Raw genomic sequence first — 25,540 nt, forward strand, 5'->3', positions numbered from 1 at the left:
GTAATAGCTCAAATTATGCTGTCGTTACTTGTTATAGGACGTCAGCCGTTTGCGCATGGCAGGGGGATCGTAAGAAGTGACGATGCATTACAAGTTGGAATCCTTTGAAGGACCACTCGATTTGCTGCTTCATCTGATTGATAAGTCAGAAATCGACATTCATGAGGTTTCGATTAGTGAAATAACAGATCAATATATGGAGTATTTGAATGCGATGAAGGAACTGGAGCTGGAGCTCACAAGTGAGTTTCTTGTTATGGCGGCTACTTTGCTTGCCATCAAGAGCAATCAGCTGCTTCCTAAGCCTCCCGTATTTGAAGACTTCTATGAAGAATGGCCGGATGATGGGCTTGACCCAAGGGACGAGCTTATTCAGAAGCTGGTCGAATATCGTAAATTCAAGCAAATTGCAGAACAGCTTCGGGAGAAGGAAATGGAACGCAGTCTCATTTTTTCCCGCGAGCCGGATGATATGACACCATATATGAAAGAGGAGGTCATTAATCCGCTTGAGGGCTTGCATATTTCCGATCTGATTGTCGCATTCCAGCGGGCGCTGCGCAGAGCCGCACGCCGCAACATTGTGGCAACCGTCCAGCGGGACGAGATCTCGGTTAAAGACAGAATTCGGGATATTGTAGAGGTCCTGAAGCAGTTTGAGACCGTACGATTCTCCCGTCTGATCCGCGAGAATATGGGCAAGCATGAGATTGTGGTCACTTTCCTGGCCATTCTGGAACTGATGAAGATGAAACATATTCGCTGCTTCCAGCATCAGCTGTTTGATGACATAGTCATTCATTGGAGAGGAGAAGCGGCGAACGATGGATTACCCGAAATTGAAGTCGATTATTGAGGGCTTATTATTTATGGCTGGCGACGAAGGGCTGAACAAACGTCAGCTTGCCGATATATTGGAGCTGGACGCAGATCTGGCAGCGGACCTTGTGTACGACTTGCATCGCGATCTTGCACGTGAAGAACGCGGTGTTCAAGTGGCAGAGGTGGCCGGTGCTTACCGGATGACAACCAACCCGGATCATGCGGCGTACTTCGAACGTATGGCCTATACGCCAACACGTTCCCAGTTATCACAGGCTGCGCTTGAGACACTGTCGATAGTCGCATACCGTCAGCCGATTACCCGTATCGATATTGAAGAAATTCGTGGGGTTAAGAGCGACAGAGCTATTCAATCACTCGTCTCAAAAGATTTAATCGAAGAGGTAGGCCGTGCGGAAGCGATCGGCAGACCGATTTTATACGGTACAACGAAATCATTCCTGGATTATTTTGGATTACCCCATATTAAGGCATTGCCAGAGCCAAGGCAGGTTGATATTGACGAGGCGCTGGAAGAACAAACGCAGATGCTGTTCGAACGGCTTGGGGAACGTCAAACGACGCTCGACGAGTTCATTCCGGTTGATGCGGATAAGGAATAAGGGTTACATCAGGTCATTCAACAAAATGGTCAAAATGGTGAACGTTTGGTCCGTTATTTCCCGTCACAATGGGATAACGGACTTTTTTACTTTATTATCTAGTGACAACAAGGGTGAAAGTTGTTTATAATGGCCGTTGTTCTTTATTTAGCATGAACAAGGTGTAACAGGGGATTCTAGCAGAAATGGCATAATGGCAGGAGGTTATACCACTGATTGAGCTATTAGATATAAAAAAATCTTACGGTAAAGGTACAGGCGCTGTTGAAGCTGTTAAAGATATAAGCCTGACAATTAAAAAAGGCGAGATTTTCGGCATTATTGGACATTCCGGAGCGGGTAAAAGCACGTTGCTCCGATGCGTTAATTTGCTGGAGCGGCCGACATCCGGGTCGGTTAAGGTAGGCGAAGTAGAGCTGACTCGTTTATCGACGAATCAGCTGCAGAAGGAACGCCGCAGAATTGGCATGATTTTTCAGCACTTTAATTTGTTGTCAATGGCGACTGTGCGTGATAATATCTCATTTCCGCTCGAACTGTCTAAGCTGCCCAGAGCAGAGATCAAGAAGCGGGTGGACGAGCTGCTGCAGCTGGTAGGCCTTGAACAGCATGCGGACAAGTTCCCGGCACAGCTCTCAGGCGGGCAAAAGCAGCGTGTTGGGATCGCAAGAGCGCTTGCGAACAACCCAGATGTGCTTCTTTGTGACGAGGCTACATCGGCATTGGATCCACAAACAACGAATGCTATCTTGTCGCTGCTTCTCGATATCAATGCGAAGCTTGGCATAACGATATTGCTTATCACACATGAGATGCACGTTATCCGTTCTATTTGCGATCGGGTTGCGGTTATTGACGGTGGTGAAATTGTCGAGATGGGCGACGTCTTGGAAGTCTTTTTGAAACCGCAGCACTCCATTACGAAGGATTTCGTCAGTCAGATCGCAGATTCGTTTGATCCACGTGAGCTCATTAACACAAGAAGTGGCCGTCTCGTTAAAATTAATTATGTTGGCGAGATTACGTACGAGCCGCTGTTATTCAACGCGGTCAAATCAACTTCCGTTCAATTTACGATTTTGCAAGGAACGGTATCTCGGATGAAGAATACGCCTTACGGACAGCTGGTTATCGAATTTATTGGTGCTGACGCCGAGATCAACAAGGTGTTTGACGAGCTTCGGGCCAAAGGGCTGGAAGTAGGTGATTTGAAATGATGCTGAAACAAGGTGTTGACTGGAGCCAAGTGCGTTGGGAAGAAGTATGGCAAGCATCAAAGGACACGTTGACGATGCTGGGTGCTTCGCTTCTCTTTACAATTATTCTTGGACTGCTTATAGGGGTTGTATTGTTCCTGACCTCTAAAAGGCAGCTGCTTGAACAGCCAGTTGTATATGCGGTGCTGTCGCTAGTGGTTAACATACTTCGATCGGTTCCGTTTATTATTCTGATGATTCTCATCATGCCAGTGACGAAGGCTCTGACAGGCACGACGTTAGGTGTGCAAGGCTCTATTCCGCCACTTGTTGTGGCGGCTGCACCGTTCTTCGCCCGATTGGTAGAGACCTCGCTGCGCGAGGTGGATCGTGGCGTAATTGAGGCGGCACAGGCGATGGGAGCATCCAGATGGGATATCGTAAGACGGGTGCTGCTCCTTGAAGCAAGACCAGGGCTGCTCGCAGGTATTACCATTACGGCGGTTACACTTGTTTCCTATACGGCAATGTCAGGTGTCATCGGCGGGGGCGGTCTTGGTGACTTAGCGCTTCGATATGGCTATCAAAGATTCCAGACCAGTGTAATGATTGTAACAGTTGCACTGCTCATTATTTTGGTTCAACTCCTGCAGATGGCTGGCGATTATTTGGTTCGCCGTTTCAGCCGGAAGTAAGGTGGACAACATAGATGCAACATACAGATGATGGAGGAAAAGAAAATGAAGAAACTCAGTTTTATTCTGCTTGCGCTTGCGGTTGTTATCGCATTGTCCGCATGTGGTGCTAAAAAAGATGAGAATACGAACAACAATGCGGCGGCGGGTAACAATGAAGTGAAGGAAGTAACATTAAAGGTTGGTGCTTCACCAGTACCTCACGCTGAAATTCTTAATTTCATCAAGCCTGCTTTGAAAGAAAAAGGCATTAATCTTGAGGTTGTTGAGTTTAATGATTATGTTCAACCGAATACGCAGTTACATGAAAAGCAGCTGGACGCAAACTTCTTCCAGCATGTCCCTTATCTTGATGATTTTAATAAAGAACATGGCTATGACCTAGTTAACGTAGCAGGTGTTCATTTCGAGCCAATGGGCGCTTATTCGAAAAAAATCAAAAGTATTGATGAATTGAAGGATGGCGCTAAAGTAGCTATTCCTAACGACGCTACCAACGGTGGACGCGCCCTGCAATTGCTTGCCGCTAACAAGCTGATTACACTGAAGGACGGCGTAGGGGTTGCAGCTACTGTACATGACATTACAGAAAATCCGAAGAACCTGAAAATTACAGAAGTAGAAGCGGCTACTCTTCCGCGTGTTCTTGGTGAAGTGGATCTTGATCTGATCAATTCAAACTTCGCGCTTGAAGCAGATCTTGTTCCGACAGAGGATGCGCTCTTCATCGAAAGCAGCGATTCTCCTTACGTGAACATTCTCGTTGCTCGTCCGGACAACAAGGATTCCGAAGCGATCAAAGCTTTGGCTGCTGCTCTTCAAACTCCAGATGTGAAAAAATTCATTGAAGACACCTATAAAGGTGCAATTTTGCCGGCATTTGAATAATCTTTAAGGTCATAGGCTGCTTCCGTACTTCGGAGCGGTCTTTTTTTATGAGAAATTTTCCTTTAAAATGAAATGAAAAGGGAAAATAAGGAAGGCGGGTTGTTTAAATTGTTCAGATTTGCACTGGAGTGGATCATCAGTATCATCTATTTATGTTTTTCTCTTGTGCTTCTTGGGATGTTAGAGAGTAGCTTGTTTGCGGGTATAAATGATCAGCTCCCTTGGGCGTGGTCTATTGTAGGTATAGCCAATATCATTATTATCTTCGTTGTATTTCGCAACTGGTTTGCCCCGAGGTTTAATTGGCTGTATCAAACGACGGAAAAGCTGCCCAAAACCTATGCCAACGTGATGGCTGGCTCAGCTGTTTTTACAATCCTCATCATTAATGTCTTGCCAACTATTATCTCTTAGGCTCTTTAGTACTGTTCCATTTGGGGCAGTTTTATTTTTTATGTATTTTACCCGATTAATCGCATAGGAATAAATAAATTATAATTGTGGAATAATTTGGTGCATGTTATGATCTACTCGTAATCTACCTTAATAACATTTAGGAGGAATGAAAGATGGCAAATCAAACTGCGCATAATTCAACACAGTTAGAGAAGGTTAAGAGAAATATCCGCCTCGATTCCACACCTCGCTGGATTCGTGTGAAATTTAACGGGGAAACTATTGCGGACAGCAAAAATGTCATTGTCCTGCATGAACGCGGCCATTTACCGGTGTATTATTTTCCAGAGGCGGATGTTCGAACAGATCTCCTCGAGCAAACGGAGCAGTCGACATTCTGCCCATTAAAAGGTGATGCTTCCTACTGGACCATCACAACAGGCGATAGGTCTTCGGAAAATGCGGTTTGGAGCTACCCGAATCCGATTCCTGAAAGTAAAGGCATCAGAGGGTATTATGCTTTTTATTGGAACAAGGTAGATGCCTGGTACGAGGAAGAGGAGCAGATTTTTGTCCATCCGCGGGATCCGTATAAGCGTGTCGACGCCATTGCCAGCTCACGCCATATTCAGATCAAGCTGAATGGGGAATGGGTTGCTGACAGTAAACGCCCTGTCATTGTATTCGAGACTGGCGTTCCTGTCCGTTATTACTTGCCGAGGGAAGATGTCCGCTTCGACCTGCTGAAAGCATCTGCTTCTCAAACAAGCTGCCCTTATAAAGGTGATGCTGTCTATTGGACGGCTGATGTTAATGGCGAAGTTTATAAAGACATCCTGTGGAGCTATCCGAATCCGATTCCGGAGATCCCTAAGATTGCAGGATTAGTGTCATTCTATAACGAGAAGACGGAAGTATTCGTAGATGGAGAGCGTGAAGCTGAGCCCAAATGGTACAAGTCGGCATTGGACTTCTTTAACGCTAGTGAGATCAAGTTAAACGAATAGATTTTTGAGGTGAAATGGCTGACCTGTTCGACGGGAAGTCTTTTTTTATGTCCTTAAAACTTATAATTCCGATAGAAATAGTAAAAATAATGATTGACAAGGTCAATCCATACATACTAGTATTGGAAATACCAGTAAGAATTGAAAAAAATAAAGCGGACTCACCTAACGGTAGGAGGTCTTGTTCCCAATAAGGGGAATAAGACCTCCTCTTTGTTTTTTTCTAGGAATCCGCATGAGAAAAAGGAGTGTGTAGGATGGCGGAAGCGGCCGTTGAGTTTCGAGATGTAAGTAAAAAGTATCGGGCGGACTCCGGATTTGGATTAGATCGATTTAATTTACAAATTCCTCAGCGAAGAATCGTGTGTATCATTGGTCCGTCAGGCTGTGGGAAAACAACCCTTCTCAAGCTCATTAACCGGCTGATCGAGCCGGAAGCTGGTCAAATCTTCGTAGAAGGTGAGGATATCAGCAAACTGAATCCTGTCCATCTTCGCAGAAGAATCGGTTATGTCATTCAACAAATCGGATTATTTCCTCATATGACCATCGAAGAAAATATTTCGATTGTGCCACGACTCAGGGGAGACAGCAAAAAAAAGCAGCAGATCAGAACAGAAGAATTGCTGGAGTTAATTGGCCTTCAGCCGGATCAATTCCGTAAACGGTATCCAAACGAGCTAAGCGGCGGGCAGCAGCAGCGTATCGGTGTAGCAAGGGCGCTTGCAGCAGAACCATCCATAATCCTGATGGATGAACCGTTTAGCGCACTGGATCCGATCAGCCGGGTACAACTGCAGAAGGAACTCATCAAGCTGAATGAACAGCTACACAAAACGATTGTCTTCGTTACTCATGACATTGACGAAGCCTTTAAGATCGCCGATGAAATCGTTTTGCTCAAGGATGGAGAACTGGTTCAAGCTTCTGAGCCGAATGAAATAATTAAGCAGCCGATTAACAACTTTGTTAGAGATTTTATTGGCCAGGAACGCTTTGGGGCGGGCTATGCCATCTAAGGAGAGATCTCACTTATGGATCAATTTTGGAGTACGGTGAAAGCGGACTGGCCGCTCATCGTACAGAAAACCGGCGAACATATTCAGCTGTCGCTGTGGTCAGTACTAATCGCCTGTGTGATCGCTATCCCGACTGGTATCTTGTTAACACGCCAGAAAAGACTCGCTAATGGGGTTATTACCGTTATCTCGGTAATCCAAACGATTCCTAGCCTGGCCTTATTCGGATTTATGATTCCGTTTGTCGGGATCGGGGAAAAGCCCGCAATTATTGCCCTGACGTTATATGCGCTGCTGCCGATTTTGCAAAATACGTATACCGGCATCAGTGAGGTGCCGCCAGCGCTCATTGAAGCGGGAACAGGGATGGGTATGACACGCTGGCAGATTTTGAGGTTGGTACAGCTTCCGATTGCTCGAAGCGTCATTATGGCAGGAATTCGGCTCGTAACCGTACAGACAATCAGTATGGCAACGATTGCAACATACATTGCGGCAGGAGGGCTTGGCGACATCATTACGAGGGGAATTTCGATGATTAATACGATCACGATCTTCGAAGGGGCTATACCGGTCTCCCTCCTCGTTATTGCTGTAAACCTGCTGCTGCTTTACATCAACAGGCTGTTAACCCCTAGGGGTTTGCGTTCGCAGAACAAAATTAAAGGATAGATCGAGAGGGGTATAGGAAGATGAGAAAACATAGCTGGAACGTTATCCAGAAGAAAAAGACATTTGGAGCAGCACTTATCTTGTTATCGGGTTTATTAGTTCTTGCTTTAACTGGATGCAGTAATTCAAAGGATGGCTCTTCCAGTAAAAATGATTCGATTGTTGTTGCAACAAAAGGATTTGCTGAATCGGATATTTTGGCGAATGCTCTTAAGCTTCTTGTTGACCAGGACACGGATTTGAAGACTTCGATTAAGACGCTGGACAATAATCTGCTGTGGGCAGCGATTGACAATGGAGAGGTCGACACTTACGTGGAATATACGGGGACAGCACTGCTTAACATTTTGAAAGAACAACCGATCTACGATCCGCAGCAGGCTTATGAGAGTGTTGTAAAGCTGCTTAAGGATCGCAACAAAATCGATGTGCTTGATCCAATAGGCTTTAATGATACATACGCCTTTGTCATTCGGAAAGAAACGGCTGATAAGCTTGGAATCACGAATGTATCGCAGTTGTCCGAGAAATCAGGCGAGCTCGTATTTGGTACAAATGCGGAGTTTCTAAAGCGGGAAGATACTTGGCCGCTGGTTGAGAAAGTGTACAATCCGAAGTTTAAGGAACAAAAGACGATCCAGGAAGCAGGTCTTGCTTATCAGGCGATCGGCCAAGGACTGATTGATGTTATGGTTGCTTATTCGACCGACAGCAAAATTGCGGATAAAGATCTGATCGCTCTCGAGGACGACAAGCATGTGTTTGTCCCTTATTATGCTGTGCCAGTCGTACGAGAATCGACACTCGCTGACCATCCTGAACTAAAAGACGTACTAAACAAGCTTAAGGGCAGTATCACGGATGCGGAGATGCAGCAGCTAAACGGCGAAGTGGAACTTAAGCAGCGCCCGGCGCTGGATGTTGCAAAGGAATGGCTGACAAGCAAAGGACTCTTGTAATAGGACGGATGTATGAATATCAAGGAGGGGTTTGAAATGGGGAAAGAGAAACGGCAAATTGCACTTGGAGCGATGATGTTTTTCCCGGCGGGTGAGCATATCTCAAGCTGGAGGCATCCAGGAGCCGATGCAGGAGCACTGCTGGATTTTGATTATTACAAGCGGATCGTGCAAAAGGCGGAGGAAGGCAAGTTTGATATGTTCTTTTACGCAGATGAGCTGTATGTGTGGGATCGTTTCGAATCGAGTGTGAAACAAGCGAACAGCATTCGTCCGGAACCATTCACTTTGCTGTCGGCGCTGGCGGCTGTAACCGAGCGAATTGGACTGGCAGCGACGATCTCAACGACCTATAACGAGCCTTATCATATCGCAAGAAAGCTTGGAACGCTTGATCACTTGAGCCGCGGCCGGGCGGCGTGGAATATCGTCACTTCGCAGACGGATGAGGAAGCGCGAAACTTCGGCCAAGAGAAGCATCTCTTTCATGCAGTCCGTTATGAGCGCGCGAAGGAGTTTGTTGAGGTGACGCAAGGGCTGTGGGACAGCTGGGAGGAGGATGCTCTTCTGCTCAATAAAGAAAGCGGACAGTTCGCTGATCCGGGCAAGCTGCGTTATTTGAATTACGAAGGGGCGCATTTCAAGGTTAGAGGACCACTCAATGTGACACGTCCGCCGCAAGGTTATCCTGTTCTTATTCAGGCTGGGGCATCAGAAGCTGGCAAAGAGCTCGCAGCGGCAACTGCGGAAGTTGTATTTGCACCAGGCGGATTGCTCGAGGATGCCAAACGATTATATGTCGATTTGAAGGGCAGATTGGCCAAATATGGTCGTAATCCGGATGATCTGCGTATTCTGCCTGGGGTTATGCCGATTGTTGGCCGGACGGAAGAGGAAGCCAACGCGAAGCGGGCTATTGTTGAGGAGTTAACTCCACTAGAGCTAGGACTTGATCTCTTATCCCATTATCTTGGCCGTGATGTATCTCAATTTCCGCTTGATGAGCCGCTTCCCTACTTGCCTGAAGTGGAGGGGTTTAATCAAAGTCAAAGCGGTTTGCAGCGGCTGCGGGAGCTGATTGAGAAGGAGAATCCAACGCTTCGCCAGCTGGTCAAACGGGCAAAAAGCACCTTTGTTGGTGGATTTGTTGGAACACCAGTTCAAATCGCAGACCGACTGGAAGAGTGGTTTACAAGTGGTGCCGCAGATGGCTTCAACATTGCGTTTTCTCATCTGCCTGGCGGACTTGAAGATTTTGTTGATCTTGTTGTTCCAGAGCTGCAGCGGAGAGGGCTGTTCCGTACGGAGTATGAAGGCACGACACTGCGGGATCATCTTGGCCTTGGTCGTCCCGTATACCGAGAAGCGGCGGGGAGTGTGCAGCATTGAGCCTGATACAAGCAAGTCGAGGGACAGAGCTGCGGTGTAAGGGATGGCGGCAGGAAGCTTTGCTTCGCATGCTCGAAAACGTATTGGAGAATGGGGAAAATCAAAAAGAATTAATTGTATATGCCTCGCTAGGCAAGGCGGCCCGAAATTGGCCGTCTTACCATGCTATCGTTCGTACTCTCAAAGAGCTTGAGGAGGATGAGACATTAGTCATCCAATCGGGCAAGCCGATTGGTGTCTTCCGTACCCATCGGCAAGCGCCTCTTGTCGTGATGGCTAACTGCAATCTGGTAGGGAAATGGGCGACGAGCGAGAACTTCTACGACTTACAAGAGAAGGGTCTTATTATTTGGGGGGGATTAACGGCTGCAGCCTGGCAGTATATCGGTTCGCAAGGAGTGATTCAAGGAACTTACGAAATTTTTCAAAGTATAGCCCGGATACATTTCGGCGGCGATCTCCGGGGAAGGTTCATTCTGACCGCTGGACTCGGAGGAATGGGAGGTGCACAGCCGCTTGCTGGTACCATGTCGAATGCGGCTATTCTATGCGTGGAAGTATCCGATGAACGGATCAACAAGCGGCTGTCAACCGGCTTTCTGCAACGCCGGGCAGAGAGCTTGGATGAAGCGCTTGATTGGATAAATGATGCCCGTCGCAGGGGGGAAGCATTGTCCATTGGTTTACGGGGTAATGCGGCTGATATTTACCCAGAACTATTGCGGAGAGGAATTATCCCGGACATTGTTACAGATCAGACTTCAGCTCATGATCTGCTTTACGGCTATATTCCGAGTGGTTATACGCTTGAAAAGGCTGCTCAAGCAAGGAAATCTAACCCTGCCGAGCTTCAAACGGCGGCAGGCCACTCGATTGCTCAAGAAGTTGAAGCGATGCTCGCTTTCAAGGCGGCAGGCGCTATTGTGTTTGATAACGGCAATAATATTCGCACACAAGCCAAAGCTTACGGAGTAGAGGATGCTTTTCAAATTGATATCTTTACGGAGGCGTTCCTTAGGCCATTATTTGCAAGGGCAATAGGCCCGTTCCGCTGGATTGCGCTTAGTGGTGAGGCCCAGGATATTCGGGTCATCGATGATTATATTCTTGAGCATTTCCGGCATAACGAAACGGCTGTCAATTGGATACAGTTGGCTCAGAAATATGTTCCTATCGAAGGATTGCCTGCAAGAATCGGTTGGTTTGGTCATGGGGAGAGAACAAAGCTTGCGCTTGATGTGAACCGGCTTGTGAAGGAAGGCAAGCTGGCAGGGCCTATAGCTTTCTCACGTGATCATCTGGACGCTGGAGCAATGGCACATCCGAATATTATGACGGAGCGAATGAAGGATGGAAGTGACGCCATTGCCGATTGGCCGCTTCTCAATGCGATGTTGAACTGTTCTTCTATGGCGGATCTCGTCGCGATTCACTCGGGCGGCGGTGGTTATGCGGGTTTTATGACAAGTGCAGGGGTTACCTTAGTGGCTGACGGGACAGAGGAAGCTGAGATTCGGCTGCGTACTGCACTAGATAATGATACAGGCCTTGGTGTACTGCGTTATGCGGATGCCGGCTATGAAGAATCGCATGATGAGGTACGGGTAAAAGGAATTCGGAGAATATCAACGGAAGGTTAGGAGATGAGGAGAAGATGGCTAGAGAATTAACGAAGCAGGATGTGCTCGCAGCAGTGAAGGGCGGATCGGTCTACGCAAGCGGCGGAGGCGGATGGGTAGAACATGGCCTCGAGATTGGTGGTGCCGCAGTTACGATTGGCAGACCAAAGCTGGTCAGTGTAGATGAGCTTCCGGATGATGCAATTATCTTGACATGTACAGCGATTGGAGCACCGGCCGGAACCGAATGGCAGATGCTGGGCAAAGATTATATTAAAGCGGTTCAACTCATCATTGAGCAATACGAAGGTCGAATCGTAGGGGTGATGACTCCGCAAAACGGCATGTCGAGCTCCATTAACGGCTGGCTGCCTGCCGCTGCCCTTGGACTTGTTGTGGTAGATGCAACTGGCGATATCCGTGCTCATCCTACAGGCAAGATGGGATCGCTCGGACTGGCATCACGTAACGATATTGAGACTATTCAAGCCGTAGCCGGTGGGAAGCCGGAGAATGGAACCTACCTTGAACTCGCCGTTAAAGGTTCACCAAGCCGCACTTCGAATGTCCTTCGGCTTGCAGCTGATTTGGCTGGAGGCTTCATTGCTGCAGCACGTCTGCCAGTCCCTGCAAGCTATGTCCGAGAACATGCTGCAGTTGGGGGGATTTCCAGAGCAATCGGACTAGGGGAAGCCATTCTGAAAGCCGAACCGGAAGGAGCTGAGAAGGTACTTGAAACGATTAGCTCCTATACCGGCGGCGGTTATATCGGCAGGGGTGTTGTTGTTCGGAAAGATGTCCGTTACCAGGGCGCCTTTGATATCGGAACGATTGAAGTAGAGACAGAAGGAAATAGGCTTATCCTTCATGTCATGAATGAGTATATGGCGGTTGATGACGGTTCCGGTAAGCGGCTCTCCACATTCCCGGATGTCATTACGACTATTTCGCTTGAAACAGGTGAACCGGTGAGCGTTGGTCAACTGTATGAAGGCCAGCCAATTGCCGTATTTATAATCGATAAATCGCTTATTCCGTTAAGTACAGGGGTAAAGGACCCGTCCGTATACCCGGAAGTGGAGCTGGCTCTTGGCATCAAGCTTTTCGACCATTCCTTTCCCCTGGGCACTCAGGTCTATGTTTAAGGAAGAGCCCTTAGTATTAGACGGAAGCGGGCTAGCCCTTTCAGATATAGAGGAGGTCGCCAGGTTTGGACGGCCAGTTCAAATCGCTGAATCAGCCCGATCACGGCTCGAGGCTGCAAGGGAACTTGTTTATGAGCTGGTTGAGCACGATGTTCCCATCTACGGATTTAACCGTGGTGTCGGCTGGAATAAAGATAAGAAAGTAGACCCTGCTTTCTTTGCTCAATATAATCGTAATTTGATTTTGTCTCATAGTTCAGGAATCGGCCCAAATGCTACAAACGATGATGTTCGTGCGGTATTGCTCGCACGGCTTAATGGCTTGTTAGCAGGCTGTACGGGGATACAGCCTGCAATTGCCGACCGATATGTAGAATTTCTGAATCTTGGTATCTCGCCTGTTCTTCCTTTGAGAGGGTCGGTTGGAGCCGCTGATATTACGAATTTGCCCCATATTGGACTCGCTATGATTGGAGAAGGGGAGGTCGATGCGCAAGGCCGGCGGCAGCCTGCTGCTGCTGCTTTGCAGGAAGCGGGACTTGCACCGTTGCAGCTTGGACCCAAAGACGGGCTTGCTATTGTAAGCTCTAACGCCTTATCGGCGGGTATTGGCGCTCTTGCTCTTGTTGACACGATAAAAGTGCTTGAGCTAGCGGATGTTATCTATGCGATGTCGCTCGAAGCCATTCATGGTCAGCTGTCTCCTTTGGATGAGGCTGTACATCGCATGCGGCCATTCCCAGGACAATTGACTAGTCTAGCGGTCGTCAGGAATGCTCTTGAAGGGAGCCATCTATGGCAGCAGCAAACTGCAGAAAAGCTGCAGGATCCATTAAGCTTTCGTGATGCTGTTCAAGTCCATGGTGCGGCGAGGGATGCCTGGCGTTATGTGAAGGACCAGCTTGAACTGCACTTGAACAGTTCAGATGATAATCCATGCTTAATGCTGGAGGAACGTCGTATCGTTTCTTGCGCCAACTTCGAACCTGTCGCATGGACATTAGGCTTTGAGATGCTTGGTCAAGCACTCCATCATGTATCCCGGTGCTCTGTCTTTCGCACTTTACGTCTTGGCGACCCGTCATTTACAGGTTTAACCCGATTCCTTACACCGAATGAGCAGTATTCGATCGGTTTCTGTACACTGCAGAAAACCGTTACGTCGCTGGATGCCGAAATTCGTCATTTATCGAATCCTGCATCTGCTGATTACGCCTCATTAGCAGGGGATATCGAAGACCATGCAACGAACTCGCCATTTGTCGTGTATAAGACACGAGAAATCATTGACCGGCTATATTACATCTTAGGGATCGAAGCGATTCACGCAGCACAGGCTATTGATCTTCGGGGATCACAAGATAGCTTGGGCAACGGTGTAAGAAAGGCTTATGAAGCCATACGGGAATCAGTTCCCTATCTATCAGAAGACCGAGCTTTAACTAAGGATATCGAGCAGGCTTATCAGATCATGAGGAGGAGACATAAGAATGGAAATTGGGCATTATGATCCCCAGTGGAATTTGCGGGATGGAGAGCGGAAGGAATGGGAGCTCCGTGCGGAGCGTAGTCCCAAGCGTGTTCGAGTTAAGTTTGGGGAAAGTACGGTTGCTGACAGCAAACGGGCTCTGCTTGTTACGGAGACGGGCAAGCTTCCGATTTACTATTTTCCAGAATCGGATGTTAGGAAGGACCTATTCGAGCCTTCAGACTTTCGTCAAGAGCATCCTGTGAAAGGAGAGGCTGTCTACTGGCATATTCGTAGTGGTGAACGTCTAGTAGAGAACGTGGTTTGGAGTTACCTTCAACCGGTGGAGGAGAGTACCATTCTCCGGGGCTATTATTCTTTTGTTTGGAAAAAAGCTGATGCCTGGTACGAGGAAGACGAAGAGATTTTCGTTCATGCGCTGGATCCATATACAAGAATTGATGCGATACCTAGCTCCCGCCATATTCAAGTTGTCATTAACGGAAAAATTATTGCAGACAGCAAACGTCCTGTCGTCTTGTTTGAGACAGGCTTAACCCCTCGATATTATATCCCAGTGGAAGACGTTAGAATGGATTTGCTTGAATCTTCTGATACAACAACCCGGTGTCCCTACAAAGGAATAGCAACCTATTGGAATGCGAGTGTGCTTGGCCGCAAATATGACGATGTCGTATGGGGCTACCGCAAACCTCTTCCTGAGGTTCATGAGATTGCAGGACTGCTCAGTTTCTATAATGAGCGTGTGGATGCCGTCTATGTAGATGGGAAGAGATGGACATTGAAGGATCAGGACAGGCTGCCTTACAGCGGTGTATCTTAGACAAATAAACCCTTAGGATTGAATAGATCCTGAGGTTTTTTTTGTATGAAATCAGATCATCAAGCCATACTACAGGTAACCTAGTTTTCGGAAGTATGGAGGAAGCATGGAATGATCGGTTATCCGAATTTATGGGTACTAGCAGCCGGTCTCATCATTGTGCTTTTTCTGCTCATTGCCTTGGTGTCACCAGTGGTCATTCAAGGACATATGAGACGAGATGGAGATAATGACGATATCGAGATCAAGTTCAAGGCGATCTTTGGTTTACTGCGTTATAAGATGAAGATCGGTTCGATTGATTTCAGCGGCAAAGCAATCCGTTTGCATGAGCATTTGATAGGTACAAGCATTGGTATGAGCAGTAAGGATGAGAAACATGATGAGATCGATAAAGACCGCGTGATGGCGGGAATTGATAAGTTTAAACATGCTGCAGCGCTAACGAATAATTTATCGAAATGGACAAAAGGAACTTTAGCGAAGGTAAAGCTGGAAGAATGGAAATGGTCAAGCTCTGTTGGTACGGGTGATGCGATGTGGACAGCTATGGCAACGGGAGCATTGTGGTCAGTGAAGACAACTACATTAGGCGTCTTATCTCAATTCGTAAAACTAAAAGCGGAGCCTAAGGTCGATATTAAGCCTGTTTATGCGCAGCCTTGTTTTACAACGGAATGGTCCTGTATCGCCAAAATTGGGTTTGGGAATGCTGTTATGGCCGGGATCCAATTACTCATTCGCTTGAAGAAAGCAAAAGAAGGTGTGCAGGCTTGGCGAAGTCTGCTGTTTAAGGCTTAAGTTCCGAGATGACTTTTGGTTCCATACATAGTCAAGCGCTGTGATGAGCAGAATACAAAAGCGTAGGCGAGTCCTCATCCATAACGCACAAACACAATACAATTTCAGGAGGAGTCACAATGCCAGAACATCCGATTCAAGGCCTAATGCAAACTGCTATGGAAAATATTAAAGAGATGGTCGACGTCAATACGATTGTCGGTGATCCTGTTCAAACGCCTGATGGCAGCATTATTATGCCGATCTCGAAAGTGGGATTCGGTTTTGTGGCTGGCGGCAGCGATATCCGGTATGACGGTTCAGCATCACACGAGCATACGTCGCCATCTGACGGCCACAATCATACTGCCAGTGTTTCAGCACCTTTCGGCGGCGGCAGCGGCGGCGGGGTATCGATTACGCCAATCGCTTTCCTTGTTGTAGGTACACAAGGTGTGAAAATTGTACCGCTTGATAATCAAACGCATCTGATGGAACGGATTATTGATTCTGCTCCACATGTATTCGACAAGGTTCAATCGATGTTCAAAACTTCAGCAAGTTCAAGCCCAAGCACAAATGACTATATAACAGATGGAACTGACACCCTCATCTAGAGAACTGCCCGCAAGGGCTTCTGATTCTTCACTACAATAGATAATCCCTACCTCTAGACGCGGTCGCTCATCTTCGAGAGACCTCGATAGAGGTTTTCTCATTTCTGGAGGTAGGCATGTCTTAATTTGCCCATCCGAAGCATATACTGTACAAGGTGAGGGCTGACGATAGGAAAGGAGCAACGAAAACGTGAAAGTTACTCGCCGTATAGGAATAGGATTATGGATTGCCAGTTTGATTTGGGGTACAAGCTTAGCAACGCCGGCATTCGCGGCGCCAAAGCCGATTCATACCAGTGCAAATGCTTCTGCTCTTGTTGATGTGAAGTCAGGAAGACTGCTGTATAGTGAGAATGGAGATCAATCCATGCGAATAGCCAGCTTGACGAAGATCATGACGGCTATTGTCGCGATTGAGCATGGAAAGCTTGCGGATCATGTGAAGACGAGCAAAACAGCGGTTGGAAAGGAAGGCTCATCTATCTATTTGCAGCTAGGTGAGGAAATGACACTGCTTAATATGTTGTACGGGCTTATGCTCCGTTCAGGTAATGATGCGGCAACAGCAATTGCCGAGCATGTAGGTGGATCGGAAGAGGGTTTTGTTCACCTCATGAATGCGAAAGCGGAGATGTTGGGCCTTACTCATACGCAGTTCAAAAATCCACATGGATTGGATGCGGAAGGGCATTACTCCTCTGCAAATGATTTAGCAAAATTAACGGCTTATGCCCTAAGAAACCCGGTGTTTGCCGAGATTGTTAGCACAAAGGTAAAGAGTGTCCCCAACCCTCATGAGAAATGGCAATACAGCTGGGCAAACAAGAATAAAATGCTGGCGATGTATGAGGGGGCAGATGGAGTTAAAACCGGCTATACCAAAAAGGCGCTTCGCTGCCTGGTCAGTTCCGCAACGAGAAACGGACAGCAGATTGCGGCTGTTACGTTAAATGATCGTGATGATTGGATTGACCACCGTCATATGTTGGACTGGGGCTTTAAATACTATCCTCTTATGGAAGTAGCAAGCAAAGGACAAACCTTAGCAGGCTATCCATATGCGGTTGGAAACTCGTTTTATTATCCGTTAGCCGAAGAGGAGCGGGACATGCTGCAATCTCGTCTTGTTGTCCTTGATATGGCAACGATGAATTATAGGCTAGGAGAACGTGGTGCACTGGAATGGTATTTGAACGATCAGAAGATTGGAGCCATTCCTGTCTATGATATTGGCAGTGCAAGAATGAGCTTGCCAGAGCGCAAGCCGATGTCGGATGCCGCTATGCATGATTACAAGAAGGCAACGGTGGGACGTGACAGCTTCATACATTCGATAACATCCGTTATCAATGCATTATTTGAAATGTAAGAAAGTATTGGATTTCTCTATACTTTGCTTATATTTCACCCGCGAAACGAATGCTGCCCCTCTATAGGACGACGCAGCCGTTTACGCTTGGCTAATCGGGGGAGGCGGCCAATTTATGGTGAACTGGATATGGTTGTTTTTTATCGTTGTAAGTGTAGTCGTTGGAGCGGTAAACGGGAGAATTGATGCCGTTACGCAAGCAGCGTTTGATGGTGCTAAATCAGGAGTAACGATAAGCTTTGGGCTGATTAGTATTATGGTGTTCTGGCTGGGAATGATGCGGATTGCAGAGGATGCGGGCATGCTGAAGAAGCTTGCCCGTATGCTAAGCCCTGTTGTGAAGCGTCTATTCCCCGATGTACCACCTAATCACCCGGCAATGGGTTATATTATGAGTAATTTAAGCGCCAATCTGTTTGGACTAGGCAATGCGGCAACGCCAATGGGGATAAAAGCGATGCAGGAGCTTCAGAAGCTGAATCCTGACCAAACGACTGCGACTCCGGCAATGTGTACGCTGCTTGCCCTAAATACCTCCAGCATAACTCTTGTACCTACAACACTAATTGCGATTCGAATGAACTATGGTTCCGCTAATCCGGCAGAAATCGTCGGCACAACGCTAGCGGCGACCTTTGTTGCGACAGGCGCCGCAATCGTAGCTGACCGATGGTATCGCAGACGATCTGCACCACCTCCAGGCAAGACCACCCACACTTCTAAACAAATGCCGATCAAATCCTCAATAGATCCACCTGTCTCAGCATCAGCCACACTTCCAAGAGGAGGAGGTGGAGAAGTTGTTTGAGCTGTTTACCCGTCTGTCAGCTTGGCTTATTCCAGCAATTATTGTATTTATCCCATTATATGCGGCTTTCCGTAAAGTCCCCGTTTATGAAACTTTTATCGAGGGAGCAAAAGACGGTTTTGGCACCGCTATTAATATTATCCCTGCTCTTGTTGGCATGATGGTGGCGATCAGTATGTTCCGTGCGTCCGGAGCTATGGATCTCATGCTGGGCGCCGTCCGCCCCTTGTTTGATATGTTGAGCATTCCGACTGAGGTATTGCCGCTTGGTATTCTTCGGCCGCTTACAGGTGCAGGCTCACTGGCTTTCACCGCTGATCTTATCGCCACCCATGGGCCGGACTCGATGATCGGCCGAATTGCTTCAACGATACAAGGCAGCACCGATACAACGCTGTATGTTCTGACGGTTTATTTTGGCGCTATTGGTATACGGAAGACAAAATATGCCTTGAAAGTAGGCTTATTTTCGGATCTTGTCGGATTTTTGGCAGCAATTCTTATTTGTATGTACATATTCAAGTAGTCGTGACTTGTGCTTTCCCTTCCATATCGTTATGATGGAGGTTGAGGTGAAAGCATTGGAACGTTTACAAAAGATATTAGCTCAAGCGGGTATCGCATCCCGTCGAAAATGCGAAGAGATGATATTAGCCGGTGCCGTAGAGGTAAACGGTGAGAAAGTAACAACGCTTGGCGTCAAAGCGGACCCAACGACTGATGAGATTAAGGTTAACGGCAAGTCGATCCGCAGTGAGAAAAAGATCTATTTGATGCTGAATAAACCAAAAGGTGTCATCACTAGCGCGAAGGATCCGCAAGGGCGCAAAGTGGTGGCTGATTTTTTGCCCGGTATTAGGGAGCGTGTCTATCCGGTTGGACGTCTGGATTACGATACGGAAGGTCTGCTTCTGCTAACGAATGACGGTGAGTTTGCCAATCTGCTAACGCATCCAAGTCATCACGTACCGAAGATGTATTTCGCAACAGTCAAAGGTACACCACATGGATCTTTGCTGGAGAAATTGAAGTCCGGTATTATGCTTGAGGATGGAATGACAGCACCGGCAGACGTTGAATATCAGGATGTTGATGAGGAGAATAAGACCTCAACGATCCGTATTACAATCTATGAGGGTCGTAATCGACAAGTACGTCGGATGTTCGACGCAATCAATCATCCGGTTGTGAGATTAAGACGTGTGAAATTCGGCGATATTGGTCTTCAGAACTTGGCGAGAGGACAGTTCAGACACCTGACTCCAGTTGAAGTGAAAGAGCTTCGAGAGGCTGCTCGCAAGACACATAAAGTTCATAAAAAGTAAGCGGCGGCAGCGGTTATTGCCGCCCGTTTTTCGTTATAATGAATGTATTCTAAGCTGACATCAATGGTGAAATGTAGGTGATGGGACAGGAATGGGCAAGTATCGAAAAGTGGTGCAAATTGTTATTCTGCTTGCCGTACTCGTAGTAGGCGGATATGCCATTGGCAATACCATATTTGCCGCAAAGGATGGTGGCATTCCGAAAATTGGGGAACAGCCGCCCGACTTTACTCTAGTTGATTTGCAGGGCAATACGCATCATTTGTCTGATTATAAAGGCAAAGCCGTAGTCATTAACTTTTGGGGCAGCTTTTGTCCGCCTTGCGTAAAGGAAATGCCGGAGTTCGAGCTTCAATATGAGAAGTGGAAGGATGCCGGACTTGAGATACTGGCGATTAACTTAAGCGAGGACACGCTTACTGTGAACAATTTCGTTCGCCGGTTCGACCTGACCTACCCGATTCTAAGGGATGTAAACCGTAAGACAGAGCATAAATACGGACTGGAGTCGTATCCGACAACCTTCTTTGTACTGCCGGATGGGACCGTTCAGGATGTTTTTGTGGGTGGTATGAGCGAGAAGGATATTGATTCACGCGTAGTCAAGCTGCTTCAGTAAGATTGCCTCGAATTAGAGGCTGATGGATGGGATTAGGGGGTTTCACGGTGTTATCTTTACATAACACGAAATGCGAATGCGGACATCAGAATGCGGTTGGTACCGTGCTGTGCGAAAGCTGCGGCAAACCACTTATGGAAGACATGGAGTCAGATGCCCCGCTCGAGATGCGATACGACGGCGTAGCGAGAAGGTCGCAGAAGAGTAATCCAAGCTGGATTGACCGGATTTGGAATTTTTTCTCGTCCGTCAAGATTGCTGTTTATCTCATTGTCATTACATTGATAACAGCAATGTTTGGTACCATTTACCCACAGGAGGGCTCATTCCTCAATAATTTCGAGCCTTCTACCTATTACGAGGAGACATACGGTTTATCCGGCAAGCTCTATTATAAGCTGGGATTGTCTCATACATACGATTCATGGTGGTTCATTACACTGCTTGTTATGATTGGTACTTCACTTGTTATCTGCAGCTTGGACCGCGTGCTGCCGCTTTACAGAGCACTTAGTAAACAGCAGATCCGCAAACATTTGCGTTTCATAACGAGACAGAAGACAGTGTACAACACCGAGATTGAAGGAAACGATGAAGAATGGGTGAAGCAGTTCTCCACTCATTTGAAAAAAAGGCATTACAAAGTTCATACAGACGGAACTGCGATGCTTGCCGAGAAGAATCGCTTCAGCCGTTGGGGTCCCTATATTAACCATATCGGCTTGATCTTGTTCTTGCTCGCGATCTTAGGCAGAAGCCTTCCTGGCTGGCAAATGGACAGCTATGTGAGCATACCAGATGGTGATACGGTTCAGATCGATGGTACGAACTACTACGTGAAAAACGAGAAGTTCACCGTCGAATATTATACGGATGACGAATTGCCGCCAGAACTTCACGGCACTCTCCGCGCCAAACGTTATGAGACTTCAGCAGTCCTTTATAAATGTACAAGCAACTGCGGTGATAATGCCACCGGTGATCCTGAGCTGAAAGAAATAAAGAAGCAGGACATCCAAGTGAATCATCCGCTCAAGTATGATGGGCTTAAGCTGTATCAGTTTGACTACGATGTTACGCCCAAGCTGAAAAGTGTTAGTCCGGAACTCATAAACAAGGAAACTGGCGAGAGTTACGGTGAGTTTGATTTGCCAATGAAGGATGCACCTCTGGATTATAAGCTGGGCCCTTACACGATGAAGCTTGCGGCGAATTATATGGAGTTCAGCATTGGCGAGGATGGAGAACCTGTAACACTCAGCCGTGATCCGAATGCTCCAGCCTTTATCTTCCTGATTACAGGTCCGGGACTTCCTGAGAAGGGTCAGCCTTATATCTACTTCCCGATGCAGAAGGATAAGGAGAAATTTGGACAAGATACGATCAATGCTGCAATTGCGAACAAGCTGGAGATTAAAGTGAACGGTATGGACAATGTCCACTTTGCTGAAGCCTCCACCTACTTGAACGTACGTAAGGACAAAGCTCTTACTTATGTTTGGTATGGCGCAGCTATTTCGATGCTGGGATTATTACTTGGCTCTTACTGGCAGCATCGGCGCATTTGGCTGCGGATCGACGATGGAAAGCTGTCGCTTGGCGCTCATACAAATAAAAACTGGTACGGCATGAGAGCAGACGTGGCCTACGCGCTCCGGAAAACCGGAATTGCCGTAGAACCTAAGTCGCTTGATAACGGAGGGAATAACGCGTGAGTTATGTCGATTTCAGCAGCGATGCCTTTATCGCCGCCTTTTTCCTATATTGCTTTGCATTCCTGTTCTATGTAGTTACGATTGCAGGGAAAAAATGGAGCAACCGTGATCCGATAAAACATGAGAAGCGCTGGTCGCGTATCTCGTTTATCACATCGTCACTCGGCCTTGCTGCCCATCTGACGTTCTTCTTTACAAGATGGATTGGAAGCGGTCAAATTCCAACAAGTAATATGTATGAGTTTATTACGTTCCTAGGCATGGCTATTATGATCGCATTTACGATCGTATATGCGATCTATCGAGTACCTTTACTTGGTATGTTCGCATTGCCGCTTGTTGTTCTTGTTGTCGCCTATGCGTCTGTGTTCCCACAAGAGGTTCAGCCGCTTATTCCAGCTCTAAGCTCCATGTGGCTGAAGGTGCATGTAACGACAGCAGCAACTGGCGAAGCCTTTTTCGCAGTAGGCTTTGCAGCAGGTCTGATGTACTTGCTTCGTGTCGTTGACTTCAAGCAAACTTCGAAACAAGCTAGAAGAGATCAATTTTGGGTAGAATTCTCCTTATACACGATTGTCCTTGTTATTGGCTTTATTGCAATTGTCTTTATTTTCAAAGGGGTAGGCTACGAGGCTAAGTTCACCCAAGAGAAAGTCACTATCGATAGCAAAGGCGTGGATCATTCCTCGACCGATACAGCGGATTATACCTTGCCGCCAATTGTTAAACCTTATAACAGCCAGGCCGTTCAGATGGATTCTTTCCTTGGCATGGATAAGCCATTGTTCGAAGCACCAAGCTGGTTGACTGGTGTGAATGGAGGACGTAAGTTAAATACAGTAATCTGGTCTGTTATTGCCGGATCTATCTTGTACGGATTAATCCGCTTGCTGTTCCGAAAACGGATTGGTGCAGTTATCCATCCGCTTATGGAAGATATCGATCCAGAAGATCTGGATGAAATCAGCTATCGTGCAATCGCGATCGGCTTCCCAATCTTTACGTTAGGTGCCCTTATCTTCGCTATGATCTGGGCGAACATCGCATGGGGCCGCTTCTGGGGCTGGGATCCGAAGGAAGTATGGGCGCTTATCTCCTGGCTCTACTACAGTGCTTACTTGCACTTCCGTCTATCGCGCGGCTGGCAGGGCAAACGCTCCTCGTGGCTTGCAGTTATCGGTTTCGTCGTTATCTTGTTTACATTGGTAGGGGTTAACCTCGTTATCGCTGGTCTTCACTCTTACGCAGGAGTATAATCATTCATAATAAAATGAATTGAAAGGAGCAACACCGCATGTCCGACTATGCAAGCCGTATTTTAGTAGTTGATGACGAGGAACGGATTCGTCGTTTGCTGAAAATGTATTTGGAGAAGGAAGGCTATCTGATCGACGAAGCGGAAGACGGTGAGACCGCGCTTCGGCTCGCAACAGTAACCGATTATGCGCTCATTCTGCTCGACGTTATGCTTCCGGGCATTGACGGCGTGGAGGTGTGCTCCCGCTTGCGGCAAGTAAAAGCAACGCCGGTCATTATGCTGACGGCCAAAGGCGAAGAAATGAACCGTGTGCAAGGCTTTGAAGTTGGCGCTGACGATTATGTCGTGAAGCCATTCAGCCCGCGCGAAGTTATTTATCGAGTAAAAGCGATTTTGCGCCGCTCGTCCGCTACGGCCTTTTTAACAAAAGAAGTAAACTCAAGCAACAATATAGTTTTTCCGCACCTGGTTATTGAACATGATGCACACCGCGTATCGGCTGGAGGACAGGAAGTGAGCCTAACTCCCAAGGAGTACGAGCTGCTTCATTACTTGGCTGTATCGCCGGATAAAGTGTTCTCGCGTGAGGAACTGCTGAAGGATGTATGGAACTATGAGTTCTTTGGCGATCTGCGTACGGTAGATACTCATGTGAAGCGCCTTCGTGAAAAGTTAAATAAAGTATCGCCTGATGCTGCTTCGATGATTACGACAGTATGGGGCGTCGGTTATAAGCTTGAGGTACCGAAGTAATGAGGCTGTTGAAACGTTGGGGGAATTTTGCCCTGCATACGGTAGTCGGGAAGCTGTGGTGGACGATTATGTTTCTCGTCGCACTTGTCCTCGTTATTCTCGGGACGTTCCTGCTCCAGTATATCGATATTGCCTTTAATAGTGATTCCCAGCATCGGATTAAAGTGTTGTTTATCGTTGTAGCGGTTATCGGTTTTCTGCTTTCTACGTTCTTCGCTTTTTTCTTGTCGTCGAGGATCCAGCAGCCTTTGCTGGCGCTCAAGAAAGCGGCAGATTCCATTGCAGGCGGTAATTATAAGACAAAAGTTGAAATTCGTTCTTCGGATGAGATCGGTGATCTTGCCAAAACGTTTAACCATATGACCGAGCAGTTGGAGATGCTGATTGATGATTTGAATCATGAGAAGGAGCATCTCTCCAGCATTCTGCGCAGTATGGGGGATGCGGTGATTACGTTTGGTGCGGATGGCGAGGTTATTCTTACAAACCCTCCTGGCCATATGCTGGTGAGCCGCTGGTCGGATCTCGATATGGATATTGATCTGGAAGATGAAGGAGTACCTTCTTTCCATTGCGTGCCCGGTCCGCTGCGGGATACGTTCCAGCTTGTCATGCAAGCGGGACGCGACTGTACGAATAAAGTGCAGGTCCATAATAATGTCTGGTCGGTTGTAATGGCTCCTCTTCAGACAGATGGTGTCATTCGCGGCGCTGTTGCCGTTATCCGAAATGTAACGGAAGAGCACAAGCTCGAGAAGCTGCGGCGGGACTTTGTTGCTAACGTCTCTCATGAGATTAGGACGCCACTTTCGATGCTGCAAGGCTACAGTGAAGCCCTTCTGGACGATATCGTGGCTTCGCCCGAAGAGCGGAAAGAGCTCGTCCAGGTGATCTATGATGAGTCTCTTCGGATGGGTCGTCTGGTAAACGACTTCCTTGATATGGCCCGGATGGAAGCCGGTCATGTTGAGCTCAGTTTGCAGGAGTTTGATATGAGTAATGTCGTGAGGCGTGTTCATCGTAAGTTCCAGGTGTATGCGAAGGAACGTGATGTTAGCTTGATCGCAGAGCTCCCAGATGATCCGCTTGCTGTTTATGAGGCGGATGAAGACCGGATTGAGCAGGTATTGACGAATCTGATGGATAACGCACTTCGTCACACGCCAGCAGGTAAGTCGATCCGAATAGCCGGAGATCTCGCATCAATTAACAAGAAGCGATATGTGAAGCTGATTATTGCTGATGAAGGACAAGGTATCCCAAGCGAGGATGTACCTTATATCTTCGAACGGTTCTATAAAGCCGATAAAGCACGAAAACGTGCTGCATCGGGTGGTACCGGACTAGGTCTTGCCATCGTCAAAAATATCATTACTCAGCATAACGGCCGAATCGAAGTCGACAGCGTCCTCGGTAAAGGCACGACATTCACTTTACTGCTGCCTGTCGAATCCAATCAATAGATGTCACTACGCTCCCCCCAGGGAGCGTTTTTTTGTTGAATGAGGGGATTTAATCTTGTTGTTCGTGAAACATTGTTGTTTGCTGACGGCG

Annotated in this window: 25 protein-coding genes and 1 pseudogene; all 26 read left to right on the top strand. The window is 47.4% G+C overall.

From position 1 onward, the window contains the following. Positions 1 to 76 precede the first annotated feature (76 nt). The 26 genes and pseudogenes from AB4Y93_RS06860 to AB4Y93_RS06985 all read left to right on the top strand — a co-directional run bounded on the left by AB4Y93_RS06860 (position 77) and on the right by AB4Y93_RS06985 (position 25,449). Positions 77 to 856 (top strand): segregation and condensation protein A, encoded by a 780-nt coding sequence (locus AB4Y93_RS06860; protein WP_441890246.1) that lies wholly within the window; start codon positions 77 to 79, stop codon positions 854 to 856. Next, the gene (gene scpB / locus AB4Y93_RS06865; protein WP_167272873.1) at positions 825 to 1,445 is read left to right on the top strand and encodes an SMC-Scp complex subunit ScpB; all 621 of its coding nucleotides are present in this window, start codon (positions 825 to 827) and stop codon (positions 1,443 to 1,445) included. The genes AB4Y93_RS06860 and scpB overlap by 32 nt, the downstream gene beginning before the upstream one ends. 212 nt (positions 1,446 to 1,657) lie before the next feature. After that, a complete protein-coding gene (locus AB4Y93_RS06870; protein ID WP_441890528.1) occupies positions 1,658 to 2,662 on the top strand; it encodes a methionine ABC transporter ATP-binding protein in 1,005 nt (334 codons plus the stop codon). After that, the gene (locus tag AB4Y93_RS06875) at positions 2,662 to 3,336 is read left to right on the top strand and encodes a methionine ABC transporter permease (RefSeq protein WP_441890530.1); all 675 of its coding nucleotides are present in this window, start codon (positions 2,662 to 2,664) and stop codon (positions 3,334 to 3,336) included. The genes AB4Y93_RS06870 and AB4Y93_RS06875 overlap by 1 nt, the downstream gene beginning before the upstream one ends. A 45-nt stretch (positions 3,337 to 3,381) precedes the next feature. Beyond that, positions 3,382 to 4,224 carry a MetQ/NlpA family ABC transporter substrate-binding protein gene (locus AB4Y93_RS06880; protein ID WP_441890249.1) on the top strand — a complete coding sequence of 281 codons (843 nt, stop codon included), beginning with the start codon at positions 3,382 to 3,384 and terminating at the stop codon, positions 4,222 to 4,224. A 108-nt stretch (positions 4,225 to 4,332) separates the two neighbouring features. Then, positions 4,333 to 4,638, top strand: a complete 306-nt coding sequence (locus tag AB4Y93_RS06885; protein ID WP_441890251.1) for a hypothetical protein — start codon at positions 4,333 to 4,335, stop codon at positions 4,636 to 4,638. Positions 4,639 to 4,793: 155 nt separating this feature from the next. Next, on the top strand, positions 4,794 to 5,627 hold the full coding sequence (locus tag AB4Y93_RS06890) for a DUF427 domain-containing protein (protein WP_441890253.1): 834 nt from the start codon (positions 4,794 to 4,796) through the stop codon (positions 5,625 to 5,627). A 257-nt stretch (positions 5,628 to 5,884) separates the two neighbouring features. Then, positions 5,885 to 6,622, top strand: a pseudogene (locus AB4Y93_RS06895) (ABC transporter ATP-binding protein); the annotation flags it as partial. Positions 6,623 to 6,661: 39 nt separating this feature from the next. Beyond that, complete coding sequence (locus AB4Y93_RS06900) at positions 6,662 to 7,318, top strand: ABC transporter permease (protein WP_441890255.1); 657 nt, start codon at positions 6,662 to 6,664, stop codon at positions 7,316 to 7,318. 20 nt (positions 7,319 to 7,338) lie between these two features. Continuing rightward, entirely contained in the window at positions 7,339 to 8,277 is a 939-nt protein-coding gene (locus tag AB4Y93_RS06905) for an ABC transporter substrate-binding protein (RefSeq protein WP_441890257.1), read from the top strand. 36 nt (positions 8,278 to 8,313) lie between these two features. Beyond that, entirely contained in the window at positions 8,314 to 9,666 is a 1,353-nt protein-coding gene (locus tag AB4Y93_RS06910) for an LLM class flavin-dependent oxidoreductase (protein WP_441890259.1), read from the top strand. After that, positions 9,663 to 11,306: a urocanate hydratase gene (locus tag AB4Y93_RS06915; protein WP_441890261.1), complete on the top strand. Its 1,644-nt coding sequence runs from the start codon at positions 9,663 to 9,665 to the stop codon at positions 11,304 to 11,306. The genes AB4Y93_RS06910 and AB4Y93_RS06915 overlap by 4 nt, the downstream gene beginning before the upstream one ends. Before the next feature lie 14 nt (positions 11,307 to 11,320). Then, positions 11,321 to 12,430: a DUF917 domain-containing protein gene (locus AB4Y93_RS06920; RefSeq protein WP_441890263.1), complete on the top strand. Its 1,110-nt coding sequence runs from the start codon at positions 11,321 to 11,323 to the stop codon at positions 12,428 to 12,430. Next, the gene (locus AB4Y93_RS06925; RefSeq protein ID WP_441890265.1) at positions 12,423 to 13,940 is read left to right on the top strand and encodes an HAL/PAL/TAL family ammonia-lyase; all 1,518 of its coding nucleotides are present in this window, start codon (positions 12,423 to 12,425) and stop codon (positions 13,938 to 13,940) included. Before AB4Y93_RS06920 ends, AB4Y93_RS06925 begins: the two co-directional genes overlap by 8 nt. Beyond that, positions 13,921 to 14,742, top strand: coding sequence for a DUF427 domain-containing protein (locus AB4Y93_RS06930; RefSeq protein ID WP_441890267.1), 822 nt, complete (start codon positions 13,921 to 13,923; stop codon positions 14,740 to 14,742). Before AB4Y93_RS06925 ends, AB4Y93_RS06930 begins: the two co-directional genes overlap by 20 nt. Before the next feature lie 111 nt (positions 14,743 to 14,853). Then, positions 14,854 to 15,543: a DUF2953 domain-containing protein gene (locus AB4Y93_RS06935; RefSeq protein ID WP_441890269.1), complete on the top strand. Its 690-nt coding sequence runs from the start codon at positions 14,854 to 14,856 to the stop codon at positions 15,541 to 15,543. 119 nt (positions 15,544 to 15,662) lie between these two features. Further along, a complete protein-coding gene (gene ytfJ, locus AB4Y93_RS06940; RefSeq protein WP_441890271.1) occupies positions 15,663 to 16,139 on the top strand; it encodes a GerW family sporulation protein in 477 nt (158 codons plus the stop codon). 238 nt (positions 16,140 to 16,377) lie between these two features. Further along, complete coding sequence (locus AB4Y93_RS06945) at positions 16,378 to 17,508, top strand: D-alanyl-D-alanine carboxypeptidase family protein (protein ID WP_441890532.1); 1,131 nt, start codon at positions 16,378 to 16,380, stop codon at positions 17,506 to 17,508. A 115-nt stretch (positions 17,509 to 17,623) separates the two neighbouring features. Further along, a complete protein-coding gene (locus tag AB4Y93_RS06950) occupies positions 17,624 to 18,316 on the top strand; it encodes a nucleoside recognition domain-containing protein (RefSeq protein ID WP_441890273.1) in 693 nt (230 codons plus the stop codon). Continuing rightward, positions 18,309 to 18,842, top strand: a complete 534-nt coding sequence (locus AB4Y93_RS06955; RefSeq protein ID WP_441890275.1) for a spore maturation protein — start codon at positions 18,309 to 18,311, stop codon at positions 18,840 to 18,842. The genes AB4Y93_RS06950 and AB4Y93_RS06955 overlap by 8 nt, the downstream gene beginning before the upstream one ends. 55 nt (positions 18,843 to 18,897) lie before the next feature. Beyond that, positions 18,898 to 19,641: a pseudouridine synthase gene (locus AB4Y93_RS06960; RefSeq protein ID WP_167276277.1), complete on the top strand. Its 744-nt coding sequence runs from the start codon at positions 18,898 to 18,900 to the stop codon at positions 19,639 to 19,641. Between the two features lie 91 nt (positions 19,642 to 19,732). Further along, positions 19,733 to 20,260, top strand: coding sequence for a redoxin domain-containing protein (locus tag AB4Y93_RS06965; RefSeq protein ID WP_441890277.1), 528 nt, complete (start codon positions 19,733 to 19,735; stop codon positions 20,258 to 20,260). A 26-nt stretch (positions 20,261 to 20,286) separates the two neighbouring features. After that, positions 20,287 to 21,975, top strand: a complete 1,689-nt coding sequence (resB, locus tag AB4Y93_RS06970; RefSeq protein WP_441890279.1) for a cytochrome c biogenesis protein ResB — start codon at positions 20,287 to 20,289, stop codon at positions 21,973 to 21,975. Next, the gene (ccsA, locus tag AB4Y93_RS06975; RefSeq protein ID WP_441890281.1) at positions 21,972 to 23,231 is read left to right on the top strand and encodes a cytochrome c biogenesis protein CcsA; all 1,260 of its coding nucleotides are present in this window, start codon (positions 21,972 to 21,974) and stop codon (positions 23,229 to 23,231) included. Before resB ends, ccsA begins: the two co-directional genes overlap by 4 nt. A 38-nt stretch (positions 23,232 to 23,269) precedes the next feature. Next, entirely contained in the window at positions 23,270 to 23,986 is a 717-nt protein-coding gene (locus AB4Y93_RS06980) for a response regulator transcription factor (protein ID WP_015843966.1), read from the top strand. After that, positions 23,986 to 25,449 carry an ATP-binding protein gene (locus AB4Y93_RS06985; protein ID WP_441890284.1) on the top strand — a complete coding sequence of 488 codons (1,464 nt, stop codon included), beginning with the start codon at positions 23,986 to 23,988 and terminating at the stop codon, positions 25,447 to 25,449. Before AB4Y93_RS06980 ends, AB4Y93_RS06985 begins: the two co-directional genes overlap by 1 nt. The last annotated feature ends 91 nt before the right edge of the window (positions 25,450 to 25,540 follow it).

Origin of the sequence: Paenibacillus sp. YAF4_2 (assembly GCF_052113225.1) — a bacterium.
Classification (GTDB): domain Bacteria; phylum Bacillota; class Bacilli; order Paenibacillales; family Paenibacillaceae; genus Pristimantibacillus.